Origin of the sequence: Pseudoxanthomonas sp. LjRoot143, from assembly GCF_964252945.1 — a bacterium.
Taxonomy (GTDB): Bacteria; Pseudomonadota; Gammaproteobacteria; order Xanthomonadales; family Xanthomonadaceae; genus Pseudoxanthomonas_A.
This window is the reverse complement of the sequence record NZ_CAXUPM020000001.1, coordinates 3976666-3997045: the sequence shown is the minus strand read 5'-3', so window position 1 is coordinate 3997045 and position 20380 is coordinate 3976666. Positions and strand designations below refer to the sequence as shown.

At 67.1% G+C, this 20380-nt stretch carries 19 protein-coding genes; 13 read left to right on the top strand and 6 right to left on the bottom strand.

The window, feature by feature from the left end:
- Positions 1 to 2: 2 nt before the first annotated feature.
- On the bottom strand, positions 3 to 1172 hold the full coding sequence (locus ACSQ1W_RS19165) for a class I SAM-dependent rRNA methyltransferase (protein ID WP_436045474.1): 1170 nt from the start codon (positions 1170 to 1172) through the stop codon (positions 3 to 5).
- Positions 1173 to 1413: 241 nt separating this feature from the next.
- Between ACSQ1W_RS19165 and ACSQ1W_RS19160 the strand changes: the two genes are divergently transcribed.
- The 3 genes from ACSQ1W_RS19160 to ACSQ1W_RS19150 all read left to right on the top strand — a co-directional run bounded on the left by ACSQ1W_RS19160 (position 1414) and on the right by ACSQ1W_RS19150 (position 4433).
- A complete protein-coding gene (locus ACSQ1W_RS19160) occupies positions 1414 to 2373 on the top strand; it encodes a TerC family protein (protein WP_436045472.1) in 960 nt (319 codons plus the stop codon).
- A 90-nt stretch (positions 2374 to 2463) separates the two neighbouring features.
- Positions 2464 to 3267: a rhomboid family intramembrane serine protease gene (locus ACSQ1W_RS19155; protein WP_436045470.1), complete on the top strand. Its 804-nt coding sequence runs from the start codon at positions 2464 to 2466 to the stop codon at positions 3265 to 3267.
- A gap of 53 nt (positions 3268 to 3320) precedes the next feature.
- Positions 3321 to 4433 carry a glycoside hydrolase family 18 protein gene (locus ACSQ1W_RS19150; protein WP_436045468.1) on the top strand — a complete coding sequence of 371 codons (1113 nt, stop codon included), beginning with the start codon at positions 3321 to 3323 and terminating at the stop codon, positions 4431 to 4433.
- A gap of 68 nt (positions 4434 to 4501) precedes the next feature.
- Here ACSQ1W_RS19150 and ACSQ1W_RS19145 read toward each other — a convergent pair whose 3' ends face one another.
- A complete protein-coding gene (locus ACSQ1W_RS19145; protein ID WP_436045466.1) occupies positions 4502 to 6772 on the bottom strand; it encodes a TonB-dependent receptor in 2271 nt (756 codons plus the stop codon).
- 306 nt (positions 6773 to 7078) lie between these two features.
- On the opposite strand from ACSQ1W_RS19145, the gene ACSQ1W_RS19140 reads away from it, so the two are divergent.
- Together ACSQ1W_RS19140 and ACSQ1W_RS19135 are read left to right on the top strand one after the other, a co-directional pair.
- Positions 7079 to 7891: a hypothetical protein gene (locus ACSQ1W_RS19140; RefSeq protein WP_436045464.1), complete on the top strand. Its 813-nt coding sequence runs from the start codon at positions 7079 to 7081 to the stop codon at positions 7889 to 7891.
- A 72-nt stretch (positions 7892 to 7963) separates the two neighbouring features.
- Positions 7964 to 8998, top strand: coding sequence for a patatin-like phospholipase family protein (locus ACSQ1W_RS19135; protein ID WP_436045463.1), 1035 nt, complete (start codon positions 7964 to 7966; stop codon positions 8996 to 8998).
- Between the two features lie 4 nt (positions 8999 to 9002).
- On the opposite strand, the gene ACSQ1W_RS19130 is transcribed toward ACSQ1W_RS19135, so the two are convergent.
- The 3 genes from ACSQ1W_RS19130 to ACSQ1W_RS19120 form a co-directional block, all read right to left on the bottom strand.
- On the bottom strand, positions 9003 to 9614 hold the full coding sequence (locus ACSQ1W_RS19130; protein ID WP_436045461.1) for an HD domain-containing protein: 612 nt from the start codon (positions 9612 to 9614) through the stop codon (positions 9003 to 9005).
- Between the two features lie 124 nt (positions 9615 to 9738).
- Entirely contained in the window at positions 9739 to 10041 is a 303-nt protein-coding gene (locus tag ACSQ1W_RS19125; protein ID WP_436045459.1) for a putative quinol monooxygenase, read from the bottom strand.
- A 63-nt stretch (positions 10042 to 10104) separates the two neighbouring features.
- Entirely contained in the window at positions 10105 to 10584 is a 480-nt protein-coding gene (locus ACSQ1W_RS19120) for an Lrp/AsnC family transcriptional regulator (protein ID WP_436045457.1), read from the bottom strand.
- Positions 10585 to 10713: 129 nt separating this feature from the next.
- Here ACSQ1W_RS19120 and phhA point away from each other — a divergent pair, with 129 nt between their 5' ends.
- The 8 genes from phhA to ACSQ1W_RS19080 all read left to right on the top strand — a co-directional run bounded on the left by phhA (position 10714) and on the right by ACSQ1W_RS19080 (position 19022).
- Entirely contained in the window at positions 10714 to 11598 is an 885-nt protein-coding gene (gene phhA, locus ACSQ1W_RS19115; RefSeq protein ID WP_436045455.1) for a phenylalanine 4-monooxygenase, read from the top strand.
- Between the two features lie 45 nt (positions 11599 to 11643).
- Positions 11644 to 12099: an azurin gene (gene azu / locus ACSQ1W_RS19110; protein WP_436045453.1), complete on the top strand. Its 456-nt coding sequence runs from the start codon at positions 11644 to 11646 to the stop codon at positions 12097 to 12099.
- Positions 12100 to 12240: 141 nt separating this feature from the next.
- Complete coding sequence (acnD, locus tag ACSQ1W_RS19105) at positions 12241 to 14856, top strand: Fe/S-dependent 2-methylisocitrate dehydratase AcnD (protein ID WP_436045451.1); 2616 nt, start codon at positions 12241 to 12243, stop codon at positions 14854 to 14856.
- A 43-nt stretch (positions 14857 to 14899) separates the two neighbouring features.
- Positions 14900 to 15364 carry an SRPBCC family protein gene (locus ACSQ1W_RS19100; protein ID WP_436045449.1) on the top strand — a complete coding sequence of 155 codons (465 nt, stop codon included), beginning with the start codon at positions 14900 to 14902 and terminating at the stop codon, positions 15362 to 15364.
- 129 nt (positions 15365 to 15493) lie between these two features.
- On the top strand, positions 15494 to 15982 hold the full coding sequence (locus ACSQ1W_RS19095; protein WP_436045447.1) for a hypothetical protein: 489 nt from the start codon (positions 15494 to 15496) through the stop codon (positions 15980 to 15982).
- A 32-nt stretch (positions 15983 to 16014) separates the two neighbouring features.
- A complete protein-coding gene (prpF, locus tag ACSQ1W_RS19090) occupies positions 16015 to 17208 on the top strand; it encodes a 2-methylaconitate cis-trans isomerase PrpF (RefSeq protein WP_436045445.1) in 1194 nt (397 codons plus the stop codon).
- 81 nt (positions 17209 to 17289) lie between these two features.
- Positions 17290 to 18396, top strand: coding sequence for a sensor histidine kinase (locus ACSQ1W_RS19085; RefSeq protein WP_436045443.1), 1107 nt, complete (start codon positions 17290 to 17292; stop codon positions 18394 to 18396).
- Positions 18393 to 19022 carry a response regulator gene (locus ACSQ1W_RS19080; protein ID WP_436045441.1) on the top strand — a complete coding sequence of 210 codons (630 nt, stop codon included), beginning with the start codon at positions 18393 to 18395 and terminating at the stop codon, positions 19020 to 19022. The genes ACSQ1W_RS19085 and ACSQ1W_RS19080 overlap by 4 nt, the downstream gene beginning before the upstream one ends.
- A gap of 105 nt (positions 19023 to 19127) precedes the next feature.
- Here the strand turns inward: ACSQ1W_RS19080 and ACSQ1W_RS19075 are convergent, their stop codons facing one another.
- Positions 19128 to 20363 carry an MgtC/SapB family protein gene (locus ACSQ1W_RS19075; protein ID WP_436045439.1) on the bottom strand — a complete coding sequence of 412 codons (1236 nt, stop codon included), beginning with the start codon at positions 20361 to 20363 and terminating at the stop codon, positions 19128 to 19130.
- Between the last annotated feature and the right edge of the window lie 17 nt (positions 20364 to 20380).

Sequence of the window (20380 nt, the reverse complement as noted above, 5' to 3'; positions counted from 1 at the left end):
CGTCAGTCGACCACGCGGCAGAACACCGCCTTCAGGTAGCGCGATTCCTGCACGTGCGCCATGAACGGATGATCGGGACCGGCACCGGCGACTTTCAGGATCTGGATGGTGCGGCCGGAGAAGTACGCCGCGCGGCGCAGCATGTCGAGGAACTGCTCCTCGCTGACCAGGCCGGTGCACGAGAACGTCGCGAACAGGCCGCCCGGCTTCACCACGCCCAGCGCCAGCTTGTTCATGTCGAGGTACTTCTTGAGCGCGGCGATCACCTGCTCGCGGTCGCGCGTCATCTTGGCGGGGTCGAGGATCACCACGTCGTACTGCTCGCCGCGGTTCGCCGCGTCGCGCAGGTACGGGAAGATGTCGGCCTGCACGAACTTCGGCCGCGCGTTGTTGAGCTTGGCGTTGCCCTTGGCGATCTGGATGACGTCCTGGTCGATGTCCACGCCGATGACCTCGGATGCCCCGCGCGCCGCCGCATACACCGCGAAACCGCCGGTGTTGCAGCACAGGTCGAGCACGCTCTTGCCTTCGACCTGCCGGCTGAGCCATTCGCGGTTCTCGCGCTGGTCGGCGAAGAAGCCGGTCTTGTGCGCGCCGGCCGGATCGGCGCGGAACTTCACGCCGTACTCGGTGATGACGGCCGCTTCGGTGGTCGTGTTGCCGTGGAACTCGAAGCTCTCCTGCTTCTGCACATGTTCGTCGGCGAAGCTGTGGAAACGGCAGCCGGGGAACTGCTCGCGCAGTGCCTCGTAGATCCATTCGCGGTGGCGGAACATGCCGGCGGCGAAGAACTCGACCACGATCAGGTCGCCGTAACGGTCCACGACCAGGCCCGACAGGCCGTCGCCTTCGGCATGCACCACGCGCCAGGCGTCGGTGGTCGCGTCCAGCTTCAGCACGTCGCGGCGCAGCGAGACGGCGGCCGCGATCTTGCGCGAGAACCAGCCGGCGTCGACCGGGATGTCGGGATGCGTCTCCAGGATGCGCACGGCGATGCGCGAATGGCCGTTGTAGAAGCCGCGGCCGATCCACTCCCCGTCCACCCCGACCACCTCGACGAGGCTGCCGGGCTTGGGCTTCTGGGCGGGCTTTTCGACCAGTTTCTGGAAGATCCACGGGTGGCTGGAACGCCAGGCGTTCTTCAGGCGTACGGTCGGGTTGGGCGTGTTCATGAACGCATTTTACCCGCGCGGTTGACCGTGCCGGGCGCCATCCGGACAATTCGCCGCAGAAGGGGAGTAGCTCCCAACGTGCCGGCCGTCATTTCGAGCAGCGATGCTCCGGTCCCACGGCAGCCCACCGGGCTGTGAGCGAGACCTTCGCCGCGATGGCGAAGGCATACCCTGGATCCCCGTTTCCCGGTTCCCGAGATGTCCGCGCCCGCGGCCGTCCTCCACTTTTTTCGGGAATCTCATGGAAACGATTGGTAACCCCTGGTTGTGGGCCGGCTTCGGCGGCCTGGTCGTGGTCGCGCTGCTGGTCGACCTGGTGCTGATGCGCCACGGCGGGCCGCACAAGGTCACGTTCAAGGAAGCGATGTGGTGGAGCCTGGGCTGGGTCGCGCTGGCGATGGCCTTCAACGGCGGCCTGTGGTGGTACGTCAACGAAACCGCCGGCCTGGTCGAGGCCAATCGCGTGGGCCTGGAATTCCTGACCGGCTATCTGGTCGAGAAAGCGCTGGCGGTCGACAACATCTTCGTCTTCCTGATGGTGATGACCTACTTCGCGGTGCCCGAGGAACAGCGCCAACGCGTGCTGGTGATCGGCATCCTGGGCGCGATCGTCCTGCGCAGCATCCTGATCTTCGCAGGCGCGGCGCTGCTGGCGAAGTTCCACTGGCTGCTCTATCTCTTCGGTGCGTTCCTGCTGCTGACCGGCATCAAGATGTGGTTCGCCGCCGGCAAGGAACCGGACCTGGAGAAGAACCCCGCACTGCGCTGGATGCGCGGACACCTGAAGCTGACCGATGGCTATCGCGGTGCGGCGCTCAGCGTGCGCGAGAACGGCGTGCGTTGGTTCACCCCGCTGTTCGTGGTGCTGGTGCTGATCGGCGTGACCGACGTGATCTTCGCGGTCGACAGCATCCCGGCGATCTTCGCGATCACCTCGGACCCGTTCATCGTGCTGACCTCGAACGTGTTCGCGGTGCTGGGCCTGCGCGCGATGTTCTTCCTGCTGGCCGGCATGGCCGACCGCTTCCACCTGCTGCCGTACGGTCTGGCGGTGGTGCTGGGCTTCATCGGCATCAAGATGCTGCTGATCGACATCTACAAGATCCCGGTGCCGTGGGCGCTGGGTACGGTGGCGGCGATCCTGGCGGTGACCGTCGCGCTGAGCCTGGCGCGGCCGCAGAAGACCGAACCGGCGGCCTGACGCGGCACCGGCAGACCATCCCGCCCGCGGGATGGTCTGTCCATCCTGGCCCGGCCTTGCAATCGCCGGGGCCGCCGCCAGAACTGGACCATGGACCTGCATCCCGACGATCCGGCGTTCGATCCGGAAACCCAGCAGCGCTACGACCGCAAGCGCATCCTGCGCGCGCTGAACCTGAGCCTGGCCTTCGTGCTGGTGCTGGCGATGGTGTATTCGGCGCAGAACAGCTTCGACGTCCGCGCGTTCACCATCATGCCGCTGTCGGTGGAAGGCCTGCTCGGCATCCTCACCGCGCCGCTGCTGCACGGCTCGCTGGAACACATCGCAGCCAACGCCTCCGCGCTGCTGATCCTCGGCACGCTGGCCGGCGCGGTCTATCCGCGCGCGACGCTGTGGGCGATTCCGCTGGTCTGGCTGGGTTCCGGCCTGGGCCCGTGGCTGCTGGCCGATCCCGGCACGCATACGCTGGGGGCCAGCGGCCTGACGCATGGCCTGATGTTCATGATCTTCATGCTCGGCCTGCTGCGTCGCGACCGCGCGGCGATCGCAGCCGGCATGATCGCGTTCCTGTTCTACGGCGGCATGGTGCTGACCATCCTGCCGCGTGAGGCCGGCGTGTCGTGGCAGGCGCACCTGGGGGGCGCGGTGGCGGGACTGATCGCCGCGTTCCTGTTCCGTCGCCTCGATCCCGAACTGCCGCGCAAGAAGTACAGCTGGGAAATCGAGGAAGAGGAAGCCGCCGCGCGTGGCGACGACGAACTCGAACTGCCCGCGCCCCGCGAAGTCCCGCTGCTGTGGGTGCGCCCGGAGCATCCGGAAGAAGAGCAGCGCGGCGTGGTGCTGCACTTCACCAGTCGCCCGCCGGAAGAAGGTCCGCCGCGCAAGACGGAGTGAACGCGCGGCTATAGTGACGGCCCCGCCCGCGTGGCGACGACCGTGGAGTGCCCGTGCCCCGCTTCGCCCTCTGCCTGCTGGCACTGATCGCGCTGTCGCCGTTCGCGAGCCTTGCCGAAACACCGGCGCATCGCCCCATCGTGATCGGCTACGTGATGGACGGTGCGACACTGCCGCCCATCGAGGCGCGCAAGCTGGATGCGATCAATTTCGCGTTTGCGCACGTCGATGACGCCCATGAAATCTTCCTGCGCAGCGACACCGCAACCACCGCGCTCGTCGGCCTCAATGCGCTGAAGACGGACAATCCCGATCTCAAGCTGTTGCTATCGGTAGGTGGCTGGGGATCGGGCAACTTCTCGGAAGCCGCGGCGAGCGATGCCGCACGTACCGCATTCGCCGAAAGCGCCGTGCGGCTGGTCGTGCAGCACCGGCTGGACGGCATCGACATCGACTGGGAGTACCCCACCCTGCCCGGCCCCGGCATCAGCCACAGCCCCGCGGATCGCGACAATTTCACGCGGATGCTGCAGGCCGTGCGCGACCGGCTCGATGCCCTGGGCAAGGCCGATGGCCGCCATTACCTCCTGACCATCGCTGCAGCGGACGGCGAGGCGGCGCGCGGCCTCGACCTGCCGCGCATCGTGCCGCTGCTGGACTGGATCAACCTGATGACCTACGACTTCTTCGGCAGCCTGACGCCGGTCACGGGTCATCACGCGGCGCTCGGGAAATCCGCGTCTGCATCGGCGGATGCGCGCACGACGATGGCGGCCGTGGACGAATTCCTCGCCGGTGGCGTGCCACCCGCCAAGCTCAATGTCGGCGCAGCGTTCTATGGTCGCAAGTTCGTAGGCGTACGGCGCGCGGACCACGGCCTGCACCAGGCCTACGGCGAGCATGCCGCGTTCCTGTCGTGGCGCGAACTGCAGGCGGATTACATCGGCCGCAACGGCTACGTACGCCACTGGGATCAGGAGGCGCAGGCAGCGTGGCTGTGGAACGACGCGGAAGCGAGCTTCGTCACGTACGAAAGTCCGGAAGCACTGCGTGCGAAAGCCGCCTACGTGCGCGAGCGTGGCCTAGGCGGCGTGATGTACTGGGAACACCGCCAGGACGACGGCACCCTGCTCGACGCGCTGCGCGACGGTCTGTACGACCCATGAAAAAAGGCGCCACCCGCGGGGGTGACGCCTTTCACTGACGCAGGGCTCCTGGGAAGGAACCCGATGGATCAGAACTTCGCGCTGAACTCCACGCCCACCGTGCGCGGCTCGTTGATGAAGCCGGTCAGGTTGTTGAAGTCGATGCCACCGACAACGCGCGTCTGGTCGGTGATGTTGCGGCCGAACAGCGCCACCTCGTAGTCACCGTAGTTCCACGCGTAGCCGATGCGCAGGCCGCCTTCCAGCGACGACTTGCCGCGGAATTCCGGCGACTCGTACAGGAAGAAGTTCACTTCGCTGCGGTAGGCCCAGTCGGTGTAGATGTACAGCTCGGCGCCATCGCCCATGCCGACGCCGTAACGCGCGGTCAGGTTGTGCACCCACTTCGGCGCCTGGGGCAGCGGGTTGCCGTCGATCGAGTAGCCGGCCGGCGTGAGCGGATCGGTGACGGTGCAACCACCGCCGCAACCCGGCACGGTGAGGTTGGCGTCCTTGATCTCGGTGTCGTTGTAGCTGCTGCCCAGCGTGACCAGCAGGCTGTCGGTCAGATAGGCCTCCAGGTCCAGCTCGAAGCCCTGGCCCACGCTCTTGTCGGCGTTGAGCAGGGTGGCGATGTTGGAGCCGCCGCCAACGGCGATGATCTGCTGGTCGTCGACGTTGTAACGGAACACGTTGAAGCCCAGGCGTGCGCGCTTGTCCCACAGGTCGGCCTTGACGCCCACTTCGTAGGAGATCACTTCTTCCGAATCGGCGGTCGACACGCCGCCGTTCGGTGCGCCTGCCGCCGCGAACAACAGGCGACCCTGGATGGACGGCGCGCGGAAGCCCTTGGCGACGCGGCCATAGAAGTTGACATCCTCGTTGAGCGCATACACCGCGCTCAGGTCCCAGCTGACGTCGTTGACATCGGTGCTGACGCGGTACGGACCTCCGACCGGGGCGCCGAACGGCGCGGCTTCCAGTACGCTGGCGCTGAAGTCCTTCTTGTCCTGCGTGTAACGCACGCCGCCACGCAGCTTCAGCTTTTCAGTAAGGTCGTACTCACCGGAGGCGAACGCGGCCCACGCGGTGTTCTCCTGCTCCTGTACGGCATAACCGGCGCGCGGGTTGCCTGGCGCCAGCGAGTCGTAGTTGAAGCTGTCGATGGTGATGTCTTCCTTGAAGTAGAAGACGCCCGCCTGCCAGTTGAAATTGCCGGCGTAGTCGGACTCCAGGCGGAATTCCTGGGTGACCTGCTTGTGGTCCGGCAGGCCGTCGGCCGACTCGGACGCGAACGGGATCACGCCCGGGCCAGAGACCGGCAGGAACACCGCACCGTAACCACCGTCGATGTCGCCGCGATTGAGCGATTCCGCGGTCTCATAGCCGGTGATCGAGTACAGGCTCAGGTCGCCGAAGTCCCAGCTCAGGCGCGCGCTGCCGCCCCAGGTGTCCAGCCACGAGAAGTTCTGGCCGTCGACCGAGACCTTGTCCTTGTCGAAGCCCGGCACGAAGTTGTTGGTGCCCGGATCGATGATGTTGGCGCGGAACAGGCGAGCGGTGCCGTTGAGGTGACGCTTGTGCAGGTTGAACAGCGCCTCGAAGCCGTCGCCTTCGTACAGGAACTGCACGCGCGCGGCGGATTCGTCATAGCCTTCGAAGCCGTCGCTGGTACCGGCGGTGTAGGTGTTGTCCACCCAGTCGTCCTTGCGCTGATACAGCGCGGAGACGCGGGCCGACCAGCGTTCGCTCAGCGGGCCGCCGACGGCGCCCTCGAAGTTCCACATGTTGTCGGTGCCGTAGGCGAGCTGGGCGTAGCCGCTCAGTTCGCGGGTCGGCTTGGCCGATTCGAACTTCACCACGCCAGCCGGGGTGTTGCGGCCGAACAGCGTGCCCTGGGGACCGCGCAGCACCTCGATGCGCTCCAGGTCGAACACCGGGAAGCCCTTCAGCAGCGGGCTTTCCTGCACGACTTCGTCGTAGATCAGCGAGACCGGCTGCGACGCATTGAGGTCGAAGTCGGTGTTGCCCAGGCCGCGGATATAGAAGCGCGGGAAAGCGCGACCGTAGGACGATTCGATGTTCAGGCTCGGCACGCGGCCGGACAGGAAGCGCACGTCGTTGCCCCCGGAGCCCAGCACGTCCAGCTTCTCGGCACTGACGCTGGAAATCGAGACCGGCACGTCCTGGATGTTCTCGACCTTGCGCTGTGCGGTGACCTGCACGGTGTCGAGCGTGGCGGCTTCCTTCTCTGCCGACGTGGCGGCTTCCTGGGCGAACGCGGTGCCGAAGGGCAGCAGCGCGGCGATGGCAAAGGCGAGGCGTTGCGGCCGGAGGGCGGCCGGGCGGACTGGGGACATGGCGGTGGCTTTCCGAGTGGGTGGGGTTCGGGGCGCTCGAGGGCGCTAGCACGCGAATGTTGCATTACAGCAACAAGGGGGGCAATGGCCGGAAGTCCCGCTTCCGACGAAGGTAACGGCGGTTGCCCATCGGGGGTCGGCTCTCCGTACGCAGGCCGCCGCTCGGGTACGTTCAGGCACGTCGGCACGAGCGCCGGCAGGTCCGGGGACCGAGCGCCATCCTGCGGCACCCCGGGCGCAGCACCGTCGTCTGACGCGGACCGGAGGGGACGCTATCCTCCGCCCGGTCGACCCCGGGGGATCCGCATGCCGCCTTCCACACTGCACGCACGCCTGAACGCCCTGCTGCACCCGGCTTTCGTATCGGCCCTGGTGGTGTTGGTCGTCAACGACCACCTGCTCAAGGCGGCATTCCACAACGCGGTGACAGGCAAGCTGTCGGATTTTGCAGGCGTGTTCACCTTCGCCTACTTTCTCGGCGTGCTGGCGGGCCGACGGCTGGTCCTCGTCCATCTGGCCGTCGCGCTGGCATTCGCATGGTGGAAATCACCGGCCTCGCAGCCTTTCATCGACGCATGGAACACCGGCCCCTGGTTCGACATCACGCGTGTGGTGGATCCGACCGATCTGCTGGCACTGCTCGTATTGCCGGCCTCACTGACCCTCCTGCGGCGGGCCTGGCGGATGGGCACCGCAGCCCGTCGAGCCTGGGTGCGATGGACGGTGGCGCTGGTCGCCCTGCTGGCGTTCACCGCCACCAGCCGCGTGTCGCGGCGCGACGTCGACCTGACCTATCTGTCGCCCGTTCCCGCCGACGCGCTGGTCGCCACGGTGCTTGCCCAAGAGGGCGATGCCGATGCCAGCAATGGGGAACTGATGCTCTTCTTCGAGATGGAAAGTTGTGGACAAGCGTGGGCGCGTTTCGAGGTCCAGGCAGCCGGAGACCTGACCCTGCTGCGGCTTCGGCGCATCGAGTCCCACCAGTGCGACATCGAGGGCTTCGGTTGGGAGCAGCTCTTCAACGACATGCGGCCGGCGTTGTCCCTGGTGCAGGCGCGGCTGCTCAGGCCGCATCCGATCACCGACACGGCGACGACGGCCACTTGCCCGGAAACCTGATCCGCTGCGCCAGTCCAGCGCCATTTGGGTAAACCTACGTATCCTTCCCGCCTCTCCCCTGCCCTGCCTGCCATGACGCACTCCCTTCCTGCCCGCGTGCTGTCCCTCGCCGCACTGCTCGTGCTGGCCGCATGCGGCGGCGACAACGTCAAGCCGACACCCCCGCCCGTCCCCGTCGCGACGGTACCGCCCGCACCGAAGCCGAAGGTCGGCATCGCGCTGGGTGGCGGTGCGGCCAAGGGCTTCGCGCACATCGGCGTGATCAAGATGCTGGAAGCCAACGGCATCGAACCGCAGATCGTCTCGGGCACCAGCGCCGGCAGCGTGGTCGGCGCGCTGTACGCCAGCGGCATGGACCCGTTCCAGATGCAGAAGCAGGCGTTCGCACTGGACGAGGCGAAGATCCGCGACGTGCGCCTGTTCTCCGGCGGGCTTGTGCAGGGCCAGAAGCTGCAGGACTACGTCAACGATCTGGTCGGCAAGCGCACGATCCAGCAATTGAAGAAGCCGTTCGCCGCCGTGTCCACCCAACTGGAGACCGGCGAGCGCACGGTGTTCGTGCGCGGCAACACCGGCCAGGCCGTGCGCGCGTCCAGCAGCATCCCCGGCGTGTTCGAGCCGGTGGTGATCGGCAAGGCCAGCTACGTGGACGGCGGCGTGGTCAGCCCGGTCCCCGTGGACGCCGCGCGCCAGCTGGGCGCGGACTTCGTCATCGCGGTGGACATCTCCACCAAGGCGCCCGGCACCAAGCCCGGCAGCATGCTGGGCATCGTCAACCAGTCCATCGGCATCATGGGCCAACGCCTGGGCGAACAGGAACTGGCCCGCGCGGACATCGTCATCCGCCCGAAGGTCAACGACATCGGCCCGGCCGACTTCGAGCAGAAGAACAACGCCATCCTCGAAGGCGAGCGCGCCGCGCTGGCGGCGATGCCGCAGATCAAGGCGAAGCTCGCCGAGTTGCAGCGCACCCGCACCGCCGCCCATGCCGCGAAGCATGCGCCGCCGAAGCCGGATCCACGTTGCCTGGAAGAACCGTCGCGCCTGGGCCGCCTGTTTGGCCGCGATGTGAAGTGCGATGCCACCGGCCAGCCGGTGAAACCGTAAGCGATCAGGAGGTCACGCGACGCAGGTTGTCGCGCGCCCTCGCCTCCAGCGCAGCGTGGAAATGCGGCGTGCTGTAGATCGCCGGACGATCCATGAAGCCGAGCAGGATCTCCTTGCGCTTCCGCCGGAACAGGAAGGCCGGCACGTAGCTGTATTCCTTGCGGATCTGCTGCTCGTATTCGTCGAAGCGGGTGCGTTCAGCGCCGAGGATCGACAGGTCGATGTCGACCAGCAGTTGTTCGTCCCTGCCCTGCGGCACGGCGGTATGCCGCGTCGCCATCACCAGATCGTGGACATGCTGCGCCGATTCGCTGCCGACGCCGGCCGCGAGTAGCGCATCGCGCGCCCAGTCGGCACTGCGCTGTTCGTTGTCATGGCCTTTGACGTCGTAGATGGCGTCGTGGAACCACAGCGCCATCTCGATCGCATGCGGATGCTCGGCCAACCCTTGCGCTCCATCGAAGGCCGCCAGGCATTCACCGAGGTGCTGGAGCGTGTGGTAATGGCGCTGCGGTTCCGCGTACGCGGTTTTCAGCTGCTCGAACAGCGCACTGCCCTCGCCCGCCGCGCCGATGCCGGTCCATGCGCGCTGCCAGGAGGCGAGGAAGAGATCCATGACGCAGTCTAGGACGAAATCCGCGGGTACGCCGACGCTGATGCGGGAGCGACGCAAGTCGCGATGAACCGCCGCGGTGCCGTCATCGCGACTTGCGTCGCTCCCACATCGATGTTTCGCGCGATCAGCGCACTGACGGCAATCCCTGCCCGCCCACCGGCACCGTTTCGACATGGCTGTCGAAGCCGGCGATCAGTGGGCGCGCCTTCGCGATGGCCTGCTGCACGGCGGGCAGCGACAGCGAGGCCTTGTGGCTGGCGGCATCGGTCCAGACTTCGGTGATCCAGATCGCGTCCGCATCGGCCGGATCCTGCGCGATGACGTAGCTCAGGCAGCCCGGCATGGCCTCGGTGCCCTCCAGCAGGATCGCGAGCACTGCGTCGCGCTGCCCGGGCGTGGCGCGCATCTTGCCGATCAGTCCGTACATGGCGGTTCCTCCGAAAGTGGCGAGCGCGTTGTAGCACGCGACGCGGACAGGCGATGTCCTCGATCAGACCTTCGGCAACGGCAAGCCGGCGTCGGTCTTCACCGCGCGCAGCACGAAGCTGGAGTTCACGTCGGCGACGCCGCTGGCGTTGAGCAGCCCGTCGAGCAGGAAGCGTGAGAAGTGCTCCAGGTCCTGCACCACCACGTGCAACAGGTAGTCCATGTCGCCGGTCAACGCATAGCAGGCCACCACTTCGTCCCTCGCCCGCACGCCGTCGCCGAACAGCTGGACGCTGGCGGGGTCGTGCCGCTCGAGCTGGACACGCACGAACGCCTGGAGGCCCAGGCCCACCGCCTTGGGATCGACGCGCGCGCCGTACCCGGCGATCACGCCTGTCGCCTCCAGCCGCTGGATGCGACGGAGACACGCCGACGGCGACAGGTTCACCTGAGCGGCGATGTCGGCATTGGTCGCCCGGCCATCCCGCTGAAGCAGGGCCAGCAGGCGCAGGTCGGTCCGGTCGAGGGTGGCCGATTCGGTCATATCCTGCACAGGATAGCCTGTTCATGCACGATCATTGCGCCACCTGTCGGTATTCGCGCAACTTTGCAAGCCTGTTGCGTGGAACTACGGCTAGCATCGTCCCTTGACCAGATCTTTCCGGGGAACCCCATGAACGAGCCGCGCCGCGTCGAGCACCATCAGACCGACAAGGGCTACGTGCCGGTGTACACGACCGCCCTCGTGGATCAGCCCGCCGACTACCCGGCCGACGACCACGCCACCTGGGGCACGCTGTATGAGCGCCAGCGGGCGCTGCTGGTCGGGCGCGCCTGCGACGAGTTCCTGCAGGCGCAGGACGCGATGGGCATGACCCCGGACCGCATCCCCCGCTTCGAAGAACTGAACGACGTGCTGCGCGCCGCCACGGGCTGGACGCTGGTCGGCGTGGAGGGCCTGCTGCCGGAGCTGGAATTCTTCGACCACCTGGCCAACCGGCGCTTCCCGGTGACCTGGTGGATCCGTCGCCCCGACCAGATCGACTACATCGCCGAGCCGGACCTGTTCCACGACCTGTTCGGCCACGTGCCGCTGCTGATGAACCCGGTGTTCGCCGACTACATGGAGGCGTACGGCAAGGGCGGCGTGAAGGCGCACGGCATCGGCACGGACGCGCTGCAGCACCTGACGCGGCTGTACTGGTACACGGTGGAATTCGGCCTGATCAACACCAAGGACGGCCTGCGCATCTACGGTGCCGGCATCGTGTCGTCGAAAGGCGAGTCGCTGTACTCGCTGGAATCCGACGCGCCCAACCGCATCGGCTTCGACCTGGAGCGGATCATGCGCACGCGCTATCGCATCGACACCTTCCAGAAGACCTACTTCGTCATCGACAGCTTCGATCAGCTGATGAACGCGACCGCGCCGGACTTCACGCCGATCTATGCCCGCCTGGAAAAGCAGGATGCGATCCCGGCCGGCGACGTACGCGAAGGCGACAAGGTCTATACGCGCGGCACCGGTGAAGGCTGGGCGGACGGCGGCGACGTCTGACGCAGCGCTTACAATCGTGGCATCCCTCGTTTCCGTGGATGCCCGATGCTCCGATACCTGCTTCCGCTGATCGCCCTCTGCGCGCTGTTGTCCGTCTCCAACACCGCCTTCGGCCGCAACTGCGCGGTGACGATCGAAGCGACGGACATGATGAGCTTCAACCTGAAGACGATCCGCGTGCCGGGCGACTGCGCGCAGCTACGCGTGGTGCTGCAGCACGTGGGCCGCATGCCGGCGCAGGCGATGGGGCACAACTGGGTGCTGACGGAAACGCGCCACCACCGCGAGGTCGGGCTGGCCGGCGGGCGCATGAAACTGGCCGACGATTTCCTGCCGCGCAACGACGCGCGCGTGCTGGCGCATACACCGGTGATCGGTGGCGGACAGACGACCGAGGTGGTGTTCCCGACCTCGCGCCTGCGCAAGGGCGGCGACTACACCTTCTTCTGCAGCTTCCCCGGGCACTGGAACATGATGAAGGGCGTGCTGGTCTTCGGATAACCGGCGCAGGTTGATGGTCTCCGTCAACGCATCGGCGATTTCTTTCCGACGGCGGGTCACCGCTCCACGTGGGCGGGCAGGGGCTCCGGTAGCATAGTGATCGCGCGCCACGCGCGCTTCGTTCACAGCTGACGGCACGCCATGAATACCGACTACCGCACCTCGCTCCCGGGCACCAAGCTCGATTACTACGACGCGCGCGCCGCCGTCGATGCCCTGCAGGCCGGCGCCTGGGCCACGTTGCCGTACACCGCGCGCGTCCACGCCGAAAACATCGTCCGTCGCGCCGATCCCGCGCGCCGCGACGACTTCCTGCGCCAGCTCATCGAGCGCCGCCGCGACCTGGATTTCCCCTGGTTCCCGGTGCGCGTGGTCTGCCACGACATCCTCGGCCAGACCGCGTTGGTCGACTTGGCCGGCCTGCGCGATGCCATCGCCGACATGGGCGGCGATCCGGCGCAGGTGAACCCGGTGGTGCCGGTGCAGCTGATCGTCGACCACTCGCTGGCGGTGGAGTGCGGCGGCTACGACCCGGATGCATTCGCGAAGAACCGCGCCATCGAGGACCGTCGCAACGAGGACCGGTTCCACTTCATCGACTGGACCAAGCTGGCATTCAAGAACGTCGACGTGATCCCGCCGGGTAACGGGATCATGCATCAGATCAACCTGGAGAAGATGTCGCCGGTGATCTACACCCAGGACGGCGTCGCGTTCCCCGACACCTGCGTCGGCACCGACAGCCACACGCCGCACGTCGATGCGCTGGGCGTCATCGCGATCGGCGTCGGCGGGCTGGAAGCAGAGAACGTCATGCTCGGTCGCGCGTCGTGGATGCGCACGCCGGACATCGTCGGTGTCGAACTGAGCGGAAGGCCTGCACCGGGCATCACCGCGACCGATGTGGTGCTGGCGCTGACCGAATTCCTGCGCCAGTCGAAGGTCGTCGGCGCGTACCTGGAGTTCCGCGGCGAAGGTGCGGCGGCGCTGACCATCGGCGACCGCGCGACCATCTCGAACATGGCGCCCGAGTACGGCGCGACCGCGGCGATGTTCTTCATCGACGACAACACGCTGGACTACCTGCGCCTGACCGGCCGCAGCGACGAGCAGGTCGCACTGGTCGAGGCCTACGCGAAGACCGCCGGCCTGTGGGCCGACGACCTGAAGAGCGCGCAGTACGAACGAACGCTGCAGTTCGACCTGTCCACCGTCGTGCGCAACATGGCCGGCCCGTCGAACCCGCACAAGCGCCTGCCGACCAGCGCACTGGCCGAGCGCGGCATCGCCGACGAAGCCAAGCTGCAGGCGGGCAGGGGAGAGGAGGCGCAGGGCCTGATGCCCGATGGCGCGGTGATCATCGCCGCGATCACCTCGTGCACCAACACCAGCAACCCGCGCAACGTCATCGCCGCCGCGCTGCTCGCACGCAACGCCAATGCGAAGGGCCTGGTGCGCAAGCCGTGGGTGAAATCGTCGCTGGCGCCGGGCTCCAAGGCCGTGCAGCTGTACCTGGAAGAGTCCGGCCTGCTGCCCGACCTGGAGCAGCTCGGCTTCGGCATCGTCGCGTTCGCCTGCACCACCTGCAACGGCATGAGCGGTGCGCTGGATCCGAAGATCCAACAGGAGATCATCGACCGCGACCTGTATGCGACGGCCGTGTTGTCGGGCAACCGCAACTTCGATGGCCGCATCCATCCGTATGCGAAGCAGGCGTTCTTGGCCTCGCCACCGCTGGTGATCGCCTACGCCATCGCTGGCACCGTGCGCTTCGACATCGAGAAGGACGCGCTGGGCCTCGATGCCGATGGCAACGCGATCACGTTGAAGGACATCTGGCCGAGCGACGAGGAGATCGACGCCATCGTCAAGGCGAGCGTGAAGCCGGCGCAGTTCCGCAAGGTCTACGAGCCGATGTTCAATGTGCGCGTTGAGCACGGCGGCAAGGTTGACCCGCTGTACGCCTGGCGCCCGCAGAGCACCTACATCCGTCGTCCGCCGTACTGGGAAGGCGCACTGGCCGGCGAACGCACGCTGCGCGGCATGCGGCCGCTGGCCGTGCTGGGCGACAACATCACCACCGACCACCTGTCGCCGTCGAACGCGATCCTCGCGTCCAGCGCGGCCGGCGAGTACCTGGCGAAGATGGGCTTGCCGGAAGAGGACTTCAATTCCTACGCCACGCACCGCGGCGATCACCTGACCGCGCAGCGCGCGACGTTCGCCAACCCGCAGCTCGTCAACGAGATGGCCGTGGTTGGCGGCGAGGTGAAGAAGGGATCGCTGGCCCGCATCGAGCCGGACGGGCAGGTGGTGCGCATGTGGGAAGCCATCGAGACCTACATGGACCGCAAGCAGCCGCTGGTGATCATCGCCGGCGCCGACTACGGCCAGGGCAGTTCGCGCGACTGGGCGGCGAAGGGCGTGCGCCTGGCCGGCGTGGAGGCGATCGTGGCCGAAGGCTTCGAGCGCATCCACCGCACCAACCTGATCGGCATGGGCGTGCTGCCGCTGGAGTTCAGGCCGGGCGAGACCCGCAAGACCTACGGCATCGACGGCACCGAGACGTTCGACGTGGTCGGCGAGCGCCGGCCGCGCGCCGAGCTGACGCTGGTGATCCATCGCGCCAACGGCGAGACCGTGCGGGTGCCGGTGACCTGCCGCCTCGACTCGGACGAGGAAGTGTCGATCTACGAGGCGGGCGGGGTGCTGCAACGGTTCGCGCAGGATTTCCTCGACGCGTCGAAAGCGGCCTGACCCGTTCGTCGTACCGGTACATCCAACGCACAGGAGTCCGATCATGTCCGACAACGCCACGCCCGGTACCGTCCGCCTTCACCGCGTGCTGCGCGCGCCGCCGTCCCGCGTCTATCGCGCGTTCCTCGATCCGGACGCGATGGTGAAATGGCTGCCGCCGCATGGGTTCACCGGCAAGGTTCATTCGATGGACGCGCGCGTGGGCGGGGGCTACACGATGTCGTTCACCAACTTCGGCACCGGCTCCAGCCATTCCTTCGGCGGCACCTACGTGGAGTTGGTGGAGAACGAGCTGCTGCGCTACACCGACCAGTTCGACAACCCTGGCCTGCCGGGCCAGATGCAGATGACGGTGACGCTGAAGCAGAGCATCGCCGGCACCGAGTTGAATGTCGTGCAGGAAGGCATCCCCGCCGCGATCCCGGTCGACTTCTGCTACCAGGGTTGGCAGGAATCGCTGGAGATGCTGGCGAAGCTGGTCGAACCCGAGATTCCCGATGGCGCGTAACACTACGCCAAAGTTCTTGTGCGTGGTCATCAGGTGAGAAGACCTTCTCCTCCTCGCATCTTCTTCGCAGCGCTGCCCCCGACCGCGTGGTCGAGAGACGCGCTGCAGCGGTTTATCTCCCTTGGGGTGATGCGCGAATTGGGAACTTCCCTGTTTCCTGCAGAGAACTGGCACCAGTCTTTCTCGGAACGGATCTTTGATCCGACGACAAGGGATCGCGATGCGTTGCTGCGGGTCGGCGATCGCATTTCGGCACATGCTTGCACGCTCATCTTCAATCGCATCGAGGGCCCTGATCTTGCGGCCCCGAAGCAGCACTGCACCCTGCGTGCATATGGCAAGCCCACGGCGTTCAAGGAGTTGCTCGCGTCGGTGCAGGGCCAGCTGATCGAAGCCGGATTCGGCCATATTGCGACGGGCGTGACGCCGCATGTCACCTTGAGTTACAGGGCGCCACGCGCGTTCAACAAGGTCGCGCTTGATCCGCCGATCGCCTGGACGATCGATACCTTGTGCCTGGTGATCGGTAGCGGCGACCCATATGGCTACGAAGTCGTCGGGAGTTGGTCTTTGCTGCCCGAGCTTGATCCGCCTGCAACGCAATCGTCCTTGTTCTAAGTCGTACCCTATCAAGTCAACGGATAACGTCCATGACCCACGCCCCCCAGATTCGCATCCCCGCCACCTACATGCGCGGCGGCACGTCGAAAGGCGTGTTCTTCCGCCTTCAGGACCTGCCCGAACGTGCGCGGGCACCAGGACCGGTGCGCGATGCGGTGCTCAGCCGTGTCATCGGATCGCCTGATCCGTACGGCAAGCACACCGACGGCATGGGCGGGGCGACGTCGAGCACCAGCAAGGTGGTGATCATTTCGGCCAGCACGCAGCCCGGTCATGACGTCGACTACCTCTACGGACAGGTGCCGATCAACGAGTCCTTCATCGACTGGAGCGGCAACTGCGGCAACCTGTCGTCGGCGGTGGGTCCGTTCGCGATCGCCAACGGCTTCATCGATGCGGCGCGCATTCCCGAGAACGGCGTCGTCACCGTCCGCATCTGGCAGGCCAACATCCACAAGACCATCGTTGCGCACGTGCAAGTGACGAATGGGGAAGTGCAAGAGACCGGCGACTTCGAACTGGACGGCGTGACGTTTCCGGCCGCGGAAGTGCAGCTCGAGTTCATCGATCCGGCCGACGAGGGCGAAGGCGAGGGTGGCGGCGCCATGTTCCCGACCGGCCACCTGGTCGACGACCTCGACGTGCCGGGCGTGGGCGTGTTCAAGGCCACGATGATCAATGCCGGCGTGCCGGTGGTGTTCGTCGAGGCCGCGGCACTCGGTTACGACGGCACCGAACTGCAGGGCGCGATCAACGAGGACAAGGCCGCGCTGGCGAAACTGGAAGCGATCCGCGCGCATGGCGCCGTCCGCATGGGCCTGGTCGACAGCGTCGAGGCCGCGGCGAAGCGACCGCTGACGCCGAAGGTGGCCTTCGTCGCGCCACCAAAGGACTACGTATCGTCCAGCGGCAAGCCGGTACAGGCCGGCGACATCGACCTGCTCGCACGCGCCATGTCGATGGGCAAGCTGCACCACGCGATGATGGGCACCGCGTCGGTCGCCATCGCCACCGCGGCCGCCGTGCCCGGCACCGTGGTGAACGCGGCCGCCGGTGGCGGCACGCGCGAGGTGCTGGTGTTCGGACATCCCTCCGGCACGCTGCGCGTGGGGGCTGACGTGAAGCAGGTCGACGGCAAGTGGGCGGTGACCAAGGCGGTGATGAGCCGCAGCGCGCGCGTGCTGATGGAAGGCGCGGTGCGCGTGCCCGGCGACGCGTTCTGACCGTCAGCGACCGACCTGCCGGAAGTCACCACTTGCGCCGAAGCCATTGCCTCGGCGCGAGGCACGCGACAGCATGGACGCATGTGGACGTCCCTGACCCGACTTCGCGAACCCATGACGCTGGCAGGCGTCTTCACGCTGGCCGCCGTGGCGCTGGGCCTGCGCTTCCTGCCGGCGGACGTGCTGCCGGCCGCATCCGCCGCGTTGGCGGGCTACGCCGCGGGGTTTCTGTTCTTCGCCATCGGGCCCGAACACTGGCATCGGCGCCGGTTGCTGGCGTTGGCGGCGATGGCGGGCCTGTGCCTGCTGCTGGCCTGGCTGACGCCACGGCTCGGCACCGCGCAGGTACTGCTGGTCGTCTGGGTCGCCTGCGCCACGAACGTGCTGCCGCCGCGCTGGCTGATCGCGGCGGCTGCGCTGTTGAACCTCGCCTTCTACCTGATGATGGTGCATCACGAGTTCGGAGCGCCGTTCACGATGACGCTGATCAACATCGGGTTCCAGTCGCTGGCCGGCCTGTGCGTGTACTACGCCCGTCGCGCCGAGGACTCGCGCGATGCACTGGCACGCGTCAATGCCGACCTGCTGGCGACGCGCGCCCTGTTGGCCGACAGCGCACGCGACGCCGAACGCCTGCGCGTGGCGCGGGAGCTGCATGACGTCGCCGGCCACAAGCTGACCGCGATGAAACTCAACCTGCGTGCGCTCGCGAGCGATCCGGCGCTGGCGGCACGCGAGGAAATCCGCATCGCGCAACAGCTGTCGACCGAACTGCTGGACGACATCCGCAGCGTGGTGCAGGCCATGCGCGACTCGCGCGGACTGGACCTGCAGACGGCGATCCGCGCGCTAGCCGCGCCGCTGCCGCGACCGGCACTGGATCTCCGTATTGAGGACGGCGTGAAGGTCGACGATCCTGCCGTTGCCGAGTCACTGCTGCGCATCGTCCAGGAATGCCTGACGAACGCGGCGCGCCATGCCAGTGCGGAGACGCTGACCGTGTCATTGAAGAAGGAGGACGCAGGCATGCACCTGCAGATCGAAGACGACGGCCGCCTCAAGAGCCGCGTGCGCGAAGGCAACGGCCTGTCGGGCATCCGTGAGCGCGTCGCCGCCCTGGGGGGCGAGCTGCACTTTGGCACTAGCGCGACAGGTGGCCTGCGCCTGGACGTGAGGTTGCCCGCATGAGCGTGCGTGTCGCCCTGGCCGACGACCAGGCGCTGGTCCGCGCCGGCCTGCGCGCCCTGCTGAAAGCGCAGCAGGTCGAGGTGGTGTTCGAGGCCGACGACGGCGCCGACCTGCTGGCGAAGTTGGAATCGCAGCCGGTGGACGTGGTGCTGAGCGATATCCGCATGCCCGGTGTCGACGGCATCGATGCATTGATCAGGCTGCGCGAGCGCGGCGACCGCACGCCGTTCCTGCTGCTCACCACGTTCGACGACAGCGACCTGCTGCTGCGCGCGACCGACGCGGGCGCTCAAGGCTTCCTGCTGAAGGACGCCGCACCGGAAGACCTGCACGACGCTATCCAGCGCGTGGCCGCAGGCGAGACGCTGCTGCAGCCGGTGAGCACGGACCCCGTGCGCGCGCGTTTCCGCTTCCGCGACGAAGCGCCGCCCACCGATACCTTCAGCGAACGCGAGGTCGCGATCCTGCGCCTGCTCGCCGGCGGTTACTCGAACAAGGAGATCGCACGCACGCTGTTCCTGGCCGAAGGCACGGTGAAGAACTACGTCTCCACCATCCTCGACAAGCTGGGCACGCGCGACCGCACCCGTGCCGTGCTGAAGGCGATCACGCTGCGGATCATCTGAAAGACGCCGACCCTGCTTCCTGTGGGAGCGACGTCAGTCGCGATGAACAATCAGGGGAAAAGCATCGCGACTGACGTCGCTCCCACAACAAACATCGCAAGCGCGTCAGAACACCCACACCATCGCCGCTCCGGCGGCGAGCGCGGTCAGCAGACCGGCCGACACGCGCACGCCATACGCCGCACCGCCACTGACCCACGCGATCACCGACTTGGCGATCAGGCTGGCCGACAGCAGCGCCAGCATCCACCAGCGTGCCTCCGCCGCTTCGAGTCCGCCACGCGCGAACTGGTTGGCCAGTGTCGCCACCGCGGCATGCAGTTCCGCCGCAGCAGACAGCGCAGCAGCCGCCATCGCGCCGCGCGGGCCGATCCACGCCGCCAGCGCTGCCGCAACGAACGTCAGCACCGCGACCAGCAGGGCGAAACCCAGCGCCTGGCCGAAGCGGAACATGCGGCTTTCGGAGGTCGGCGGTTTCACCGTTTCGTCGCGGCCGGCGCGCAGACCGACGAGGCCACCCGCCAGCAGGACCGCGCCGATCACGCACAGCTCGGGCAGCAGGTCGCGCACCAGTGGTGGCGATACCGCCCACAGGATCGGCACGCACAGCGTCAGCGAGGCGAGATTGGACAGCAACGCGGCTGCCACGGCAGAACGCAGCAGCGCCGGGGTTTCCTTCGCCCGCTGGCCGAAGCCGATCGTCGCCGCCGTCGACGACACGTAGCCGGCGAAGAAACCCGCCGCCGCCAGGCCCCAGCGATTGCCGACGAGGCGCAGCACGATGTGGCCTAGCGCGCTGACCGCCATCACCAGCACGACCAGCTTCCAGATTGTCGCCAGGTTGATCGCCTCGAACGGTCCGATGGCGCGGTCCGGCAGGATCGGCAGGATCACCAGCGCGGATGCCAATAGCAGCAGGCCGTCGAAGACTTCGCGCTCGCTGAAGGTTTCGCGGGTCAGTTCATGCAGCGGCTGCTTGGCGTAAAGCAGCACGGCGACGACGACCGCCAGCCCGGTCGCCAGCGCCGGCGTGCGCATCGCCATGGCGCCGAGCAGGAAGGTCACTACCAGCGTGACCTCGCTGGTCAGGCCGGGATCGTCCGCGTGGGTCGCCCGGTAGGCCATCGCCGCGAGGACGCCGACGATGCCGAGGCCGACCAGCAGGACCGGCTGGCCCAGCGAAGCGGCGACCGCCGCACCCAACGCCACCAGCGCATGCGTGCGCAGGCCGGCGATCCTGTGGCCACGCCCGCCGCTGCGTTCGCGCACCAGCCCGATCAGCAGGCCCAGCCCCAGCGCCGAGGACAGGGCCAGCCAGGTCTGCGGGGTCGCTTCGTCCATCCCATCCTTCCTCGTTC